The organism is Candidatus Melainabacteria bacterium (assembly GCA_003963305.1).
Classification (GTDB): domain Bacteria; phylum Cyanobacteriota; class Vampirovibrionia; order Obscuribacterales; family Obscuribacteraceae; genus PALSA-1081.
On sequence record RXJR01000018.1, the window covers coordinates 80,490 to 95,536 of the forward strand.

A 15,047-nucleotide genomic window follows, 5' to 3' on the forward strand; every position below is an offset into this window, starting at 1 on the left:
TGCTGCCGGCGGACTTCGTAGATTGGGTTGCTATTTCCTTCAGTGCATGCCGCTTCTACTGACGTTCTTCTTTCTGTTTCAGCTTCGCGACTTTGTCGTTCAGCTTGCCAATCAAGTCAGTCAGTTTTTCCCGGTCGTGCTCAGTCAAATCTGTCGCTACAGCCAGGTAATACTGATATTGCTTGGCTGACTCGCTCAAGGTTGGAACTGAGTCTTCGGGACCTTCTTCAAGGGCTTCGGCGAGACCACGGCGTGCTGAGGGTAGCGCCGGGTCGTCTTTGATCGCTTCCCGAAATTTGGCGATGGCACCGTCCCACTGCCTTTTATGAGCGAGTTCGGCGGCGACAGCGGCTGCATCAGCTGCAGCTTTTCTCAAGTCTGCAACTTTCTTCAAACCTACTTGTCCGCGTTCAGGGTTTCCGCCCATCGCCAGAGATTTCTTGTAAGCCGCTTCTGCGCTGTCGAGAGAGCGAGTCAATGTTGCGATATCGGCAACGGCGTAGAGCTGTTTGGGATCCTTCAAATTGGTTGTTACCGCATTGAATTCATCCGCAGCTTTTTTGAATTGACCTTGCGTGGCGAGTACTTCTGCAAGTGCAACTCTTTCGCCGTCACAGGTCGGCTGAATGTTTGCATATTGAGCCTGAAACTCGGCGGCGCCGGAAAGTGATACCAATTTCGCTTTCGCCAGGCGCAACTCCATGTCGTCTGGGCTCAACTTGATCGCTTCATTCAAAGCTTTGTTGGCTGTGTCGTAGTCGTTCGAAGACAACATTGCGCCCACTGTGGCTTTTTGCGCTTTGAGGAAAAGTGCCTGGCTCAAGCCTTTGACGGCATTGTTGTCGTTGGCACTCATTGAGAGAATGGCGCGATAGCCCTTGATGGCGTCATCAGCGCGTTCGAGGCTGAGATCGATGTCAGCGATGCGTTGGCGCAAGCTCAGGTCGTATGGTGATTGCGTCAGTCCAGAGCGCAAGTCTGCGAGGGCCAACTCAAGATCTCCACGCTGTTGGTGGATGTCAGCCATAGCTAAATAAGGTTCAGCGTTTTCAGGCTTGATTAGAGTGGAAAGCTGGAACTGTTGAAGCGCTGCCACTGTATTTCCCTGTGTGTTGTAGGCTTGACCGAGCGCCATTCTGACCGGCCAGCTATTGGGAAACTGGTATAGCGAGGTGTTCAATTCTTTGATGGCATCATCGATCTGACCTTGTTTCAAGAGGGTGGCGCCCAGTCCGTAATGCGCGGTTGAGTTGCCGGAGTTCAATGTGATGGCGCGTTTGAAGGCTTCCGAAGCTTCAGCAGGACTGTTCTGCGCCAGTCGGACCATTCCGAGCGATGAGTAGGCGTAGGACATATCGGGATTCATGATGGTCGCATTGGTCAGCTCAGAAGCCGCTTCATCATTGCGTCCCTGCTCTTTGTAAACCTGACCGAGTGCGTTGTGAGCGTCGGCGTTGGCTGGACCAAGTGTGGTCGCGCGTTTGGCGTAATCTTCGGCTTGTTTGAGTATAGAGTCTTTTTCATTGCGAATCGTTCCAGAAGACGATTGCAGGCGGTTAAGCATGACCATGGCCTTGCCTGCGTATGCGGTTGCGTTGTTCGGGTCTATGGCGATGACACGGTCGAACATAGTGTCGGCACTGTCCAGCTTGAACTCATTAGCCAGGGCCATGCCGAGCCCCAGCGTCGCCAGAACGTCGGTAGGGTTGCTTACCAGTGCCTCACGGAAAAGCCCTTCTGCGTCCGACCATTTGCCCTGCGAGAGCAACTTTTCGGCAGTGGTCATGTCGACCTTGATGCCGCCGCTCAAGACCTGTGGGGCTCCTGAGCCCGTGGCGGAGGTCGATGTTGTGGTTGTCGATGTAGTCGATGTTGTTTTAGTGGAAGTCGTTGCGGCCGCACTGGGGAGCTTCTTCGCTGGTTGAGCTGGCTGAGTGCTCGGCACACCCGGAACTTGGGCTGTGGCGGTTGACGCGCTGAGAAGCAATCCAGATAAGGCTATAGCGAAAGAAAGAGTGCGGTTCATAATGTGCTCCGAGTACCTTGAAACCGGTCTATTTTACTGCTCGGAGCGTGACTTTTGACCCGATGCCATGATGTTCTTAACAATAGCCGCTTGCTGTCTGTGCATTGTTGCTTCGCACTGTCTGCGGTGGCAAATTGACTTTCCTGGCTCAGCATTAAGACACACTTCTACTTCGAGCACCGATTCGCCTTTTCATTTCTAACTAGTTTTCGGAGCGGCTTGACACATTGAGGATATTTCGATAATATTGGAAATATGAAAGCGAAAGACGCAGTCCGGGCATTATCTGCCCTGGCTCAGGAATCACGTTTGGAAGTATTCAGGCTGCTCGTGCGCAGGGGCCCCAGCGGACTGGCAGCCGGTGAGTTGAGCGAGACGCTAGGTCTTCCTCCAGCAACGATGTCCTTCCATCTGAAGGAACTATCAAACGCTGGATTGATCAGCTCTCGGCGTGAAAGCCGCTCGATCATCTATTCAGCGGATTTTGCACACATGAAAGACCTGATCGATTTTCTGCTTGAGAATTGTTGTTCAGACAATGGAGGCAAATGCCAATGAAAAGGTTTCACGTTCATGTCGCTGTAAGTGACTTAGAACAATCTATCCAGTTCTATTCGATCCTTTTTAACACAGAGCCTTCGGTCAGGAAGGATGATTATGCAAAATGGATGCTCGATGATCCACGGATCAACTTCGCGATCTCGAAACGTGCAGCGCAACCCGGTCTCGATCACTTGGGAATTCAAGTTGACGACGAAGGAGCACTAGAAGAAATAACATTTAGACTAAAACAAGCCAACCAAAAGGTTCTCGAACAAGAGAAAACTACTTGCTGCTATGCAAAATCTGATAAGACATGGGCGCACGATCCGCAAGGAATCGCCTGGGAATCGTTCTACACGATTGGTGAAGCAACCACCTACGGCGAAGATGTGCAATTGCTGCGTGAGAGTAATGCTGCTTGCTGCTCTCCGGCAGTTGAAGAAGCGATACCCGTGCAATTGACTCGCGAAAGCAAAGCCGCGTGCTGTGCTCCAGAAGCACCGGAAGTAGTACCAGTTCAAATTTCGAAAAAAGGATGCTGCAATTGAAGGTTCTATTCATTTGTATAGAGAATAGTTGTCGCAGCCAAATAGCTGAAGGCTTCGGAAGACGACTGGGACTTGAGGCTGAAAGCGCCGGTATAAAGGCCGGCGCCGGCGTTAACCCAGATGCTGTAAAAGTGATGGACGAGATCGGCGTCGACATATCGAAGCAGTACTCCAAGGCCATCGACAACGAAAAGCTCGGTAACTATGATGCAATCATTTCGATGTGCTCCGTGAAAACTGCCGACTTCTGTCCCTCAACATTCATTGGCACGCAAGCCAATTGGAACGTTGAAGATCCCAAAGGGCAGCCGCTTGATGTGTTCCGGCGGGTGCGTGACGAGATAAAGTCTAAGGTCGAAGAACTGGCTAAAGAAAAGTGCCCAAGTAAATCGTGAGAAAAGCAAGGAACTCGCATCAGCAATTAAGTTCTGTCGTGATCGCGCAGAGCTGACTGCCGTTGGCAATATTTGGAGCGCACTCGCCCTTCGCATGAACAAATCATTTGCGACACCTTAGAAACGCCGGAGACTTAGTAAATGACCAGTCAAGCAGAAGCGAATGGAAAAAATAAAAATCCTGAGTCGACGATCGGCTTCTTTGAGCGTTGGCTGACGCTTTGGGTTTTTCTCTGCATCGCTGCAGGTATTATTCTTGGTCAACTTCTGCCTGAACCAGTCAAGTTCATCGGGTCTCTTGAAGTTGCCAGAGTGAACATTCCGGTCGGTGTGCTGATTTGGCTGATGATTATACCGATGCTGTTGAAAATCGACTTCGGCGCTCTCGGCCAAGTAAGGGAACATTGGAAAGGCATAGCCGTAACGCTCTTCATAAACTGGGCAGTCAAGCCCTTTTCCATGGCTCTTCTCGCATATGTATTTATACGCGTTCTTTTTGCTCCGTTTTTACCTGCGGATCAACTTGATAGCTATGTTGCCGGTCTGATACTTCTTGCTGCTGCACCATGCACGGCCATGGTCTTCGTCTGGAGCCAACTCACGAAGGGCGATCCGTATTTTACTCTTTCGCAAGTTGCCGTAAACGACGTTATTATGATATTTGCGTTCGCGCCAATCGTCGGGCTTTTGTTGGGACTCTCATCAATAAGTGTGCCGTGGGACACTCTGCTCATTTCTGTTGGACTGTACATCCTGATCCCGGTCATCATTGCGCAAGCATGGCGAGGTACATTGTTGAAGCAAGGACAGAGCGCATTTGATAAAACGCTTACGTTCCTTCACCCCGTTTCGCTCTCCGCATTGTTAATTACGCTCATTCTATTGTTTGCATTTCAGGGCGAGGCAATACTCAAACAACCGCTCGTCATCGCTATGCTTGCGGTGCCGATTCTGATTCAGGTTTTCGTCAACTCCTCAATCGCTTATTTATTGAATAAGAAGCTCGGTGTTGCGCACTCCGTTGCGTGCCCATCCGCCTTAATCGGCGCAAGCAATTTCTTCGAGCTTGCCGTCGCAACAGCAATCAGCCTCTTCGGCTTCCATTCCGGCGCTGCTCTGGCCACCGTAGTCGGCGTCTTAATTGAAGTGCCGGTTATGCTCGGCGTAGTTCGCATCGTCAATAGTAGTAAAAGCTGGTATGAACAAGGACTTGTGCATAGGTAGATTCAATTTTTCTCTGCGGCGCCAAGTGGTTCCCACTGGTCGCGGGTAATCGAATAGACCTGACATTCTATGGTGTCGAATATGGTGGTGCGTTCGAGCGTCATCCCAATATTTTTTGCCACGCCCTGTGATGCTAGATTCAGTGGGTGGATAATCGAAATAATTTTTGGGTAGCTCAGTTCTCTAAAGCCATAGTCGCGAAAGGCTAAAGCTGCTTCGGTTCCCAGCCCGCCCCGCCAGAAAAATTTATCGAGCATATAACCGACTTCGGGAAATATTTCCCCTTCGATTTCTTGCAATACAATCCCGCATCGACCAATGAATTTGTTCTCGCGTTTGTGAATTGCTGCCATAAGACAAACTTGTTCGGTTTCGTATTTCTTTTGATACGTTTTAATTGATTCGCGCGTTTCTTCACGCGTGCGTGTTCTCGGGTAATAGCGCATTACATCCGGGTCTGCATAGAGGGCGGCCAGTGCGTCGAGATCGTCGTCAGTTATTCTGCGAAAAAGTATGCGCTCCGACTCAATTGTTTTCATAGCGACCTCGAGCGTTCTGAATTGTGTGCCTTCAGCGGTTTATTTGGCTTTTACTTAGCGGCAGCAAACAACTCGTCGCTGCGTTCTTCCAGAATCGGTGCTACCTTCGCTTTCAGCAGTTTCTGTGCGAGTTTCAGATCAACGTCTTCTGGTTTGCTGATGTTCGCGCAGAGTTCTGCCAACACTTCATCGTTGGCAATGCCTGCACGCATCGCGAAACTGTAAGGCACGTTGCTGAATGTCACTAACGAGTAGCGCGACAGATATGAGCCGGGAAATTCTTTCTGCAAGACTTTCTCCACTGCTTTTTCGAGCAGGAATTGCGGAATCGCTACCTTGTCACGCATCTCAGTGAAGTTTTCCACAGCCATGTCGGCAATAGCGTCAGTGTCAACCTTTCTGCGCTTGACGAAGTCGTCGAACACTTGCGCCCAACCGCTTGAACCTTCCTGGATTCTTCTGCTCAGCGCGTCTGTTTCCCCTTCACGCGACCGGCGATTGATATAGAGTGCACCGCCCTGCGTCAGGTGGTTTTCGATGCACTGATCCAGTATCGTCAAATCTTCAAACCCTGCATTCATGCCCTGTCCAAAGAAAGGAACGATGGCGTGGGCAGCGTCACCGACTAGCAAGACTCTTTCTTCCACATTCCAGGGGCTGCATTTGACAGTCACCATGTGACCGGTCGGGTTGTCGAAGAACGTCTGTTCCAGGTTGGATAGGAGCGGCACTGCATCAGCGAATTGTTCGTCGAAAAAGCGCTTTACGTCTTCCGGCGTTTTCAGTTTTTCGAAGCTGACCGGACCTTCCCACGGAAGGAACAGCGTGCATGTGAAACTGCCGTCGAAGTTCGGCAGTGCTATGAGCATGAAGGTGCCACGCGGCCAGATGTGCAGAGCGTTCTTTTCGATCAAGAACGTGCCATCTTTGCCCGGTGGTATCACAAGCTCTTTGTAGCCGTAATCAAGTTCTGATTCTGTTTGCTGAAAGCCCGGTTGTTTTGCCATGTCATTTCGAATGGCAGAGGCTGAGCCGTCTGTGCCAATGACGATGTTCGCGACGACATCGGCGTATTGATTGTCAGGCTCGTGAAACAGGGAAATCATTCCCTTATCGATGTCCATGCCGGTGCATTTTTGATTGAAATAAATATCAACCATGCCTGTCTCTTCCGCAGCTGTCATCAGCATTTTGTTCAAATCAGCGCGTGAGATGGAATTGATGTATTCGGAATCATCTTTGCCATATGGTTGATAAGTGAGCTGCCCGTCGATTGCGTGAATCATTCTGCCGCGCATGGGAACTGCGTATTTGAGCACTTCCTGGTCCAGTCCAGCTTGCTTGAGAGCATGAATGCCGCGAGTTGAAACCGCCAGATTTATAGAGCGTCCGGCACTGACTGTTTCTGTGCGCATATCCGGGCGTCGTTCGAAAATATCGATGGCAAATTTGCGTTTCGCCAGGAATATGGAGAGCAGCGACCCTACGAGTCCAGCGCCGACTACTGCAATGTCAGTTTTTCTTCTCAGTGTAATCATGTGTATTTCTGCTTGTTTTAGAGTGGCGGAATTTGGGTCTCAATGCGCCTGAGATTTACAGGTGCGGGTCTCCTAGTCAGGCAAATCTCGCCAGGATTTTGGCGAAGTCGTAGACGTCTTGATACTTGACGTAAAGCGGAACAGGCGTAGCTCTGATGATGTCTGGGTTGCGGAAGTCGCAAATGGCGCCTTCACGTTTCAGGGTTTCGAGCATGTCCTTAGGATCTTTAGAGAGGCGAATCGAAAGTTGTGAGCCTCTTTCCTCTGGATTGCGCGGTGTGATAATCGTGCAGAACCCCTTGGGCAACTGGTCCAGCAGATATTCCAGGTAGCCTGTGATGCGGACGCTTTTCTCGCGAATCGCTTTCATGGTGGCTTCGTCAAAAATCTCTAGAGAGGCTCTTAGCGCGGCCAATTGAAAGATTGGCGGATTGCTCAGTTGCCATCCTTCCGCTCCAGGAATTGGGTCGAATACCGGACCCATCTTGAAACGGTCTTTCTTATTGTGGCCCCACCAGCCTGCGAAGCGTGGCAGGTCGAAGCTCGTTGCATGTTTTTCATGCACGAAGCATCCAGACAATCCACCAGGGCCGGCGTTCAAATATTTGTAGCTGCACCAGACGGCAAAATCCAGGTCCCAATCGTGCAGCTTGAGCAACAAGTTTCCGGCGCCATGCGCTAAATTCAAGCCGATCAGGCAACCTTTGGCACGGGCTGCTTTGACAATCTTTTCCACTTCAAACGCCTGACCCGTCAAGTAATTGACGTCACCAAGCATAACCAGTGCGACCTTGTCGCCCTCTCTATCGATGACATCGAGAATGTCATCTGTGCGCAGAATCGATTCACCGTCGCGCGGTGTAAGCTCTATGATCGCTTGCGCCGGATCATAACCGTGAAATTTCGCCTGCGATGCGACCGCGTATTGATCGGATGGAAAGGCACCAGATTCGGTGATAATTTTGAATCGGTCTTTAGTCGGTCTGTAAAAGGAAACCATCATCAGGTGCAGATTGACAGTGAGGGTGTTCATGACCACAACTTCGCCAGGCTTTGCACCGACCAGTCGCGCCGACATATCGGTGACATTTTCGTGGTAGGGCAACCAGGGGTACTTCGCCTCGAAGTGACCTTCCACACCCAATCTTGCCCAATCATCCAGTTCTTGCTCGATGTATGTTCGCGCTTTACGAGGTTGCAATCCGAGTGAGTTTCCCGCCAGGTAGATGCTTTCTTTTCTCTCTCCAGCGGCTGGAATCAAAAACTGCTCGCGATAGTGTCTGAGTGGATCCTGTGCATCCATCGCCACCGCAAAATCGATCGAGTCTTCATACTGAATTGTTGACGAACCCGCGAGCGAAGACTGTTTAGTGCTAGACATTCTTTACCGCTAACTCCGTGGCGAGGGCGAAATCTTGCTCCGTTTTTCCCAGCCATTGCAGTGCTGTTCCGTAGAGAAGACGCTTGCGTGTATTTTCCGAGAATTCCGAAATCGATTCGATCAGTTTCCCTGGTTCCTCTTCGCCGAGCGGGAACGGATAATCTGTTCCCAGGGCGATGCACTTCTCTCCGTACACACTGACCAGATACTTGAGCATCTGAGCGTCGTGAACGAGAGAATCAACGAAAAATCTTCCTAAGTATGCGCGCGGATTTTTGTCGTTGTCGATTGCGCATAGATCGGGTCTGGCATGAAAGCCGTGTTCGATTCGCCCGATTGTTCCTGTAAAGGCACCACCACCGTGTGCGAAGCAGACACGCAGGTTTGGCAGCCTTTCCAGCACTCCGCCGAAGATCATCGAACAGATTGCCAGAGAAATTTCAGCGGGCATGCCGACGAGCCACGGCAGCCAATACTTCTGCATTTTTGCCTCGCCCATCATGTCCCATGGATGTACGAAGATAGCGGCGCCCAGCTCCTCTGCTGCCTGAAATATGGGGAAGAGATGTTCGTCGCTCAAATTCCAATCATTCACATGCGATCCAATTTGCACGCCGGCAAAATTGAGGTCGCGCATGCAACGTTCTAATTCTTTGATGGCGTGGGCGGGAGACTGCATCGGCAGCGTGCCCAGCCCAACGAAACGTTTCGGATTGGCGCGCACAACTTCGGCGATATGGTCATTTAGAAACTGTGAGAGATACATCGTATCTTCGACTTTTGCCCAGTAGCTGAACATAACAGGCACTGTCGAAAGCACTTGCACGTTCACTCCGTGCTTGTCTGCATCGGTAAGCCTTGTTAGCGGATCCCAGCAATTGCTCTCGATTTCGCGAAAGAATTTTCCGTCATCGCGAATCATGCGCGCACAGCAGGGCTTGTGATGTTCCAGTGTGATGAATCCGCCGTAGCCGAACTTTTGTTTCAAATCTGGCAAATCACGCGGCAAGATATGCGTGTGGACATCAATTTTTTGCATTTGGCTTCATCATCTTTGTGCCGCATTTTTTGCAGGTTGTGTGCTCGTCGTTGGCGTAAAAACGATCAAATATTGGAGGGAATTCTTTGACTATATCGGTGAGGTGAAATGACTCAGAGTACAGTTTTGTAGCGCAATTCTGGCAGTGCCACTGGAACGTGTCGAGTTCGTCCGGAGTTCGCTTTTTCTCGAGCACCAGCCCGACTGTGTTGGCTGGACGTTGCGGACTGTGTGGCATTCCGGCCGGAAGCAAAAATATTTCACCGGCGCGAATCGGTACATCGACAAATTTTCCGTCGTCGATAACTTTCAAAACCATGTCGCCTTCTATCTGGTAGAAAAATTCTTCGCCTTGATTGACGTGATAGTCGTTACGCGAATTTGGACCGCCGACCACCATAACGATAAATTCTCGGTCTTCCCAGACCACCTGATTGCCAACTGGCGGCTTGAGTAGATGACGATTGTCATCAATCCACTGCTTGAAATTGATCGGTGCGAGTCTGCTCATCTGATCTCCTGAACGTGGAGCGCGGCTATTTTACCGCTCGCGACAATGGCGGATCAAGCAAATGCGGTGATTCGAACTTCAAGTGCTGGCGAAAGCGGCAATTGGCTTGCTGTTCCGATTTCTGATGATTTTATGAAGGATGTTGGAATGCCCGTCGATAGGCGAGGCGACGTCAGACAAGGTCGTCGACGACGGCGTCGGGGTCGGAGTCGAGGCAGTGCTGTCTTGTACACAAGCTGAACGAATGAGGCGAGCGCTAGCAGACCAGTACTAGCAGATCAGACTAGCAGGCCAGTGCTGGCAGGACAGTGAGTGGTAGCAGGCCAGTGAAAGGCATGGTGATTGTACGAGATTTTCAGTCGGCAATTTTACCTGGGTTTGACGGGCTCATTGATAGCTTGGACTGAGAAGCGATTTGCCGGAGAAACCTCATGGGAATTGAACAGGGAATTGCGGCGGCGGAGAAGGTTATTCCACTAATTGAAAAGGCTGGCGTATCCAGTGCTGACATCCCTCTGGCAGACGAGGTAATCGCGCAACTGACAGCGATTAAGAAGAGCCTGAGTTCAGTTCCCAGTGGCGCAGTTGGTCCGCACATCAAAGTCCCGGAAGGTTTCCCGACATACATTTCAAACGATAGCCGGCTTGGAGTCTTGCCTGGTCAAGATGCTATGTCCTGGGAATCGTATGCAGCGCACTTCAAACAAGATCCTGTTGTCGGACTGATACGCGACTCAGGACCCCAGAGTGTGAATAGAATCAGCAGCACTACCATGGGTCCCGGATTCAAGCTCGATGGAAACTTGAGAATTGATGGTTCACCGGAATCTCCAGTCAGCATCGGTAACCACTTTATACAACGCCTGCCGGTAAGCATAAGTGCAGGCTCCAAATTAGGAGACAATGTCGTTCTAGGCAGCCGCGTCGACCGGCTTGCCCCGGAAATAACCATTCACCCTTCCGTGAGCCTGGGCAACGGAACGCGCCTGCTTGGGGGAAACATCAAGTTATTTGAGGCGACAGTCGGTCCTGGTGTCATTATCAAAGAAGGTGCTCAGGTCTACATGAGCGCACTGGGCAAAGGATCTCAGATCGGCGAAAGAAGTTACGTTTCCGGCGCCTCGACGGGATCATACGCTCACATCGGTGCAGATGCGCAGGTGCTGGCCTCGCAAGTTGGTAAACAGGCAGAAATAGGTGAAGGTGCGATTGCGTCTAACTCAACTTTAGGAGATAGAGCGGAGATCGGCGCCGGTGCAAAGGTGACATATTCAAAACTAGGACCGGATGTTCGCATTGCTCCAGGTCGCGTTGTCTCGGGAGAACACCATCAGGTGTTCCACGCTCCTGCCACAGATCCGCGCCAATTCGCAAACTGGTCGTTGCCGCCCGCCCCTCACTGGTAGCCTCTGCACAAGGCTTCGGATGGATTAGATGTTTCGCACAAGGCTTCGGATCGATTAGATGTTTCGATCGTTCATTATTCCGGCGTCTGCGGCAGGCGCTGTCCTTTTTCTGCCAGGCGAATGTTTATGTAGGGCACAAGCTCACGCTTGAGCTGAGAGGGCTCCAGTGGATAGTTTAGAACCGCGTCAGCACCAAGATTCGATGCTCTAGTCTGAATCGCGTCGTCGATGCCTGGCTCGATGAACAGAAAGGGTATATTGCGCAACTCTTCATCAGCTTTGACTTCGCCAAGGAAGCTCCAACCGTCGCCGTCGTGCATTTCAAATGCACTGAGAATGACGTCCGGCAGATTTTTTTGAGCTAGAAAGACGGCAAGCGTCATTGAGGTGGCGCGAACGATCTCGCAGTCAAGGTCTTCGAACGCTTCCCTCGCCAGGTCTGAATATTCGAGGTTACTGCTTGCGACAAGAATGTGAATTGTCATTTCAACCGTTTGCCCCGCAGCGACTTGCTTTTGCTTCCTTATGTATTGTCGCTTTTACATAGCTGATTTTCCATCCTTGAGAAGAAGTAGAATTGTGAACTCGCAACTTCTGAGGGCAGGTCATGGATAAGAAACCGTTCGGCAAGACTGGTATGAACGTGGCAGCGTTGGGCTTTGGCGGCGGCGAAATTGGATACGAGGGGGCGGCCCACGCGACTGTAAAGGAACTTCTCACTGCTGCGCTAGATGAAGGCCTGAATGTCATCGATACTGCTGAGTGTTACGTCGACAGCGAGGAAAAAATCGGTGAAGCAGTCAGCCACCGCCGAAATGACTTTTATCTTTTTACCAAGTGCGGGCACGGCGACACATACGCTGAAGACAAGTGGTCGAAGAAAGACATTACGAAGAGCATTGAGCGCAGTTTGAAGCGCTTGAAAATGGATTATGTAGACCTGGTGCAATTGCACAGTTGCAACGAGGCAATTCTGCGCAAGGGCGAAGTTATTGAAGCTTTGCAGGAAGCTAAAAAGGCTGGAAAGACCAGATTCATCGGGTATAGCGGCGATGGTACAGATGCTGTCTATGCCATCAGTACTGGTGCGTTCGATACGTTGCAGACTTCCGTAAATATTGCCGACCAGCAATGCATCGAACAGACGATTCCGCTTGCAGTGGCTCGCGGCATGGGAATTATTGCTAAGCGTCCGATCGCGAATGCTGCCTGGACGTTTAAAACAAAACCGGAGAATACCTACATTCAACCTTACTGGCAGCGGTTTCAACAGTTGAAGTACGACTTCACTTTGAATGGCGATGTTGGTGCCGCCGTGGAAAAAGCATTGCGATTCACGCTCAGTGTTCCAGGTGTGAATGTCGCTATCGTAGGCACAAAGCGTCCTGGCAGATGGCGTGAAAACGCACAGTTGTTAGAAAAGGGACCGCTCACCGAGGAAGAATTCGCGGCCATTCGACAGGTCTGGTTTGAAAGATCGAACGATGAATGGGTTGGACAGGTGTAGTTCGAGTCTAGTTCGACTTCTGCTGCTGGTCAGTAACATCCACAATTTTGTTGGTGTCAGGCTGTGGCTCGGTTTGTTTGGCAAGCCAATCATCTATTTGACCCATGATTTTGGGATCGGTGTGGGTCGTTTCAAGCAACAGATGCCCTTTTTCCGGCGCAATATAGATCGTTTGTTTCTGTGAGCCGGTCGATTTCATGAATGCTTCGATTCCATCTGCTTTGTAGATTTGATCTTTGGCTCCAGCCACTACAAGTAGTGGCATTTCAGCAGGTATGCGTTCAGCATCTTTGAGTGCTTCAGAATTCGTGCGCATGCTCTTGATCAAGTCAGCAGCGCTGAATCTGCGATTAATCATTGGATCTGCCATGTAATGCTCGGTGACAGTCTTGTCATCTGACAAATATGGCGCAATGTATTTGTCCAGATCCCGAGGTTTGTATGGATCGTGCCAGAGCTTGACGACATCTACAGCCATTCCTGGGCTCGGGTGCATTGCTTTTTTAATACAGGGGCTGGATAAAATCGCTCCGTCTGCCAGTTCCGGTCTGTTTGCTACAAGCCACAAAGCCATGTTCGACCCGAGGCTTTCGCCCATGCAGAAGATTTTGTCGTGCGGGTGAATTCGTCTGAGCATACCGAGCACTTCGGCTATGTCTTCTTTACTTTGCGTGTAGTGAATGGCAGAGTCGCCGCCGAATTTGTCATTCTCCTTTTGCCAGCGTCCGAAACCACGCATGTCGAGCGCATAGACGTGATAGCCCTCCGACGCGAGATGGCGGGCGAGATGATCGAAGGTGCCGGAGTAGAGCGTCGCTCCATGAATGCCGAAAATGATGGCTTTGGTGGGCACTGCATCATCTTTCCACTCCATGACAGGGAGCTTCAGATCAAGACCGACCGGGGATTCTTGAATTTGCACCGGCTCAGCTTTGGCGGCGTGTGCGAACGTGAACGAGGCGAAAATTGCAGCGAGTGTCGCAGTTACTGTCAGTTTTGTGGAGCGCGTTTTCATTTAAGTTTCAGGGGTTCCCGAAAAGTCTGCTTGAGGACCTTGGCACACAGTTGATCCTATCTCATGTGCCTTTAATATTCCCAGCTCGAGCGCTTAAGGTACACGATGCGCAATAGTCAAGAAGGCGCTAGTGGTCGTTCCAGTTGAGCATGTGAACGGCAACAGTGCTGCCTTCCAGTAGTGAATCACTCTGGTCCGGGAAGTGGATTAAACATTCTGCCAGACACAAACCGCTTATCATGTGGGAATCCTGCCCCATTGTCGGCATAACTTGTAATTGACCCTGATCGTTTAAGCTTAGTGTTCCGCGAACCAGGTCGAGCCTTCCCAATGGCTTGCGTAAGGACTTCTGCAGGATCGCGGGCAGCAACAAGCCTTGTTGGCGAGTGTCGCCCATCATTTTGAGAAGTGCTGGCTTGACAAATTCGTTGAACGTCACCAATATTGATACCGGATTTCCTGGCAATCCAAAGATGAGTTTCTTTTGCTTGCGGCGTGGTTGCTGCAAAGTACCGAAGTAGACAGGCTTGCCCGGCTTGATTGCAATTCGCCAGAACACTGTTTCGACGCCCATCTCTTCCAGAGTCGGTTTGACATAATCGTAGTCACCAACCGAAACACCGCCCGAGGAGATGATTATATCCGCCTGGTCGATGGCAAAACTAAAGGCTTGCTTTGTTGATTTCATGGTGTCGCGGGCATGCTGCACGACCCACTCGTCGATGCCGAGCGAGGACAATGCCGCTTGCAGGGCGTAAGAGTTTGAATCGTATATCTGTCCATCGCGCAGTTGGTGTCCCGGTTGAATCAATTCATCGCCCGTGGTGACAATGGCAACGCGCGGTTTGGTGTGCGCAGTAAAAGAAGCGTAACCTAAAGTGGCGAGAAGCCCTATAACAGCAGGGTTTACGCGCACACCGGCAGGCAAGACGTGCTCACCTGTTTTGAATTCATCGCCTGCTCTGCGAATGTTATCTCCCGGATTGGCGGTTTTGCTTACATGCAGAAAGCCGTAGTGCTCTTCGCAGTACTCTTTCATTACGACGGCTTCCACAGATGGCGGTACGCGCGCGCCTGTGAGAACTTTGATAGCTGTGCCCGGTTCCAATTTGAATTCATCTGCCGAGCCTGCTGCTATTTCGCCAAGTAATTTCAACTTTGCCGGTTCGCCTGAGCTGGCGTTCTGGACGTCTGCACACAGCACTGCATAACCATCAACTGCCGAATTATCGAAGCGCGGCATGGCAAACTTCGCTGTAACCGGCTGAGACAAGAATGAGCCCAGCAGTTCGTCAAGCCTCAGGCGCGCTTGCGGAAGCGGTGTGACCTCCTGCAAAATCAATCGCCTGGCTTCGTCGTAACTGATCACCGGATA

The 15,047-nt window shown here is 50.9% G+C and carries 15 protein-coding genes; 6 read left to right on the forward strand and 9 right to left on the reverse strand.

Features of this window, described 5'->3' with window-relative positions; genetic code table 11:
• Nucleotides 1-55: 55 nt before the first annotated feature.
• Nucleotides 56-2,026: a tetratricopeptide repeat protein gene (locus EKK48_17755; protein RTL39721.1), complete on the reverse strand. Its 1,971-nt coding sequence runs from the start codon at nt 2,024-2,026 to the stop codon at nt 56-58.
• Nucleotides 2,027-2,281: 255 nt separating this feature from the next.
• On the opposite strand from EKK48_17755, the gene EKK48_17760 reads away from it, so the two are divergent.
• The 4 genes from EKK48_17760 (at nt 2,282) to arsB (ending at nt 4,736) form a co-directional block, all read left to right on the forward strand.
• Entirely contained in the window at nt 2,282-2,584 is a 303-nt protein-coding gene (locus tag EKK48_17760) for an ArsR family transcriptional regulator (protein RTL39722.1), read from the forward strand.
• Nucleotides 2,581-3,117 (forward strand): glyoxalase/bleomycin resistance/dioxygenase family protein, encoded by a 537-nt coding sequence (locus tag EKK48_17765; protein ID RTL39723.1) that lies wholly within the window; start codon nt 2,581-2,583, stop codon nt 3,115-3,117. Before EKK48_17760 ends, EKK48_17765 begins: the two co-directional genes overlap by 4 nt.
• Entirely contained in the window at nt 3,108-3,512 is a 405-nt protein-coding gene (locus EKK48_17770) for an arsenate reductase ArsC (protein RTL39908.1), read from the forward strand. The genes EKK48_17765 and EKK48_17770 overlap by 10 nt, the downstream gene beginning before the upstream one ends.
• Before the next feature lie 141 nt (nt 3,513-3,653).
• Nucleotides 3,654-4,736 (forward strand): ACR3 family arsenite efflux transporter, encoded by a 1,083-nt coding sequence (gene arsB / locus EKK48_17775; protein RTL39724.1) that lies wholly within the window; start codon nt 3,654-3,656, stop codon nt 4,734-4,736.
• A 2-nt stretch (nt 4,737-4,738) separates the two neighbouring features.
• On the opposite strand, the gene EKK48_17780 is transcribed toward arsB, so the two are convergent.
• The 5 genes from EKK48_17780 to nbaC form a co-directional block, all read right to left on the reverse strand.
• Entirely contained in the window at nt 4,739-5,275 is a 537-nt protein-coding gene (locus tag EKK48_17780) for an N-acetyltransferase (GenBank protein RTL39725.1), read from the reverse strand.
• Nucleotides 5,276-5,325: 50 nt separating this feature from the next.
• Entirely contained in the window at nt 5,326-6,810 is a 1,485-nt protein-coding gene (locus EKK48_17785) for an FAD-dependent monooxygenase (protein ID RTL39909.1), read from the reverse strand.
• 79 nt (nt 6,811-6,889) lie between these two features.
• On the reverse strand, nt 6,890-8,194 hold the full coding sequence (kynU, locus tag EKK48_17790) for a kynureninase (protein ID RTL39726.1): 1,305 nt from the start codon (nt 8,192-8,194) through the stop codon (nt 6,890-6,892).
• Nucleotides 8,187-9,233 carry an amidohydrolase gene (locus EKK48_17795; GenBank protein RTL39727.1) on the reverse strand — a complete coding sequence of 349 codons (1,047 nt, stop codon included), beginning with the start codon at nt 9,231-9,233 and terminating at the stop codon, nt 8,187-8,189. Before EKK48_17795 ends, kynU begins: the two co-directional genes overlap by 8 nt.
• A complete protein-coding gene (gene nbaC, locus EKK48_17800) occupies nt 9,220-9,744 on the reverse strand; it encodes a 3-hydroxyanthranilate 3,4-dioxygenase (GenBank protein RTL39728.1) in 525 nt (174 codons plus the stop codon). The genes EKK48_17795 and nbaC overlap by 14 nt, the downstream gene beginning before the upstream one ends.
• Nucleotides 9,745-10,175: 431 nt before the next feature.
• Between nbaC and EKK48_17805 the strand changes: the two genes are divergently transcribed.
• On the forward strand, nt 10,176-11,150 hold the full coding sequence (locus tag EKK48_17805; GenBank protein RTL39729.1) for a hypothetical protein: 975 nt from the start codon (nt 10,176-10,178) through the stop codon (nt 11,148-11,150).
• A 74-nt stretch (nt 11,151-11,224) separates the two neighbouring features.
• Here EKK48_17805 and EKK48_17810 read toward each other — a convergent pair whose 3' ends face one another.
• On the reverse strand, nt 11,225-11,635 hold the full coding sequence (locus EKK48_17810) for a response regulator (protein ID RTL39730.1): 411 nt from the start codon (nt 11,633-11,635) through the stop codon (nt 11,225-11,227).
• Nucleotides 11,636-11,757: 122 nt separating this feature from the next.
• Between EKK48_17810 and EKK48_17815 the strand changes: the two genes are divergently transcribed.
• Nucleotides 11,758-12,657 carry an aldo/keto reductase gene (locus tag EKK48_17815; protein ID RTL39731.1) on the forward strand — a complete coding sequence of 300 codons (900 nt, stop codon included), beginning with the start codon at nt 11,758-11,760 and terminating at the stop codon, nt 12,655-12,657.
• 7 nt (nt 12,658-12,664) lie between these two features.
• Here the strand turns inward: EKK48_17815 and EKK48_17820 are convergent, their stop codons facing one another.
• Both EKK48_17820 and EKK48_17825 read right to left on the reverse strand, forming a co-directional pair.
• Complete coding sequence (locus EKK48_17820; GenBank protein ID RTL39732.1) at nt 12,665-13,672, reverse strand: alpha/beta fold hydrolase; 1,008 nt, start codon at nt 13,670-13,672, stop codon at nt 12,665-12,667.
• A gap of 127 nt (nt 13,673-13,799) precedes the next feature.
• Entirely contained in the window at nt 13,800-15,041 is a 1,242-nt protein-coding gene (locus EKK48_17825) for a molybdopterin molybdenumtransferase MoeA (protein RTL39733.1), read from the reverse strand.
• Between the last annotated feature and the right edge of the window lie 6 nt (nt 15,042-15,047).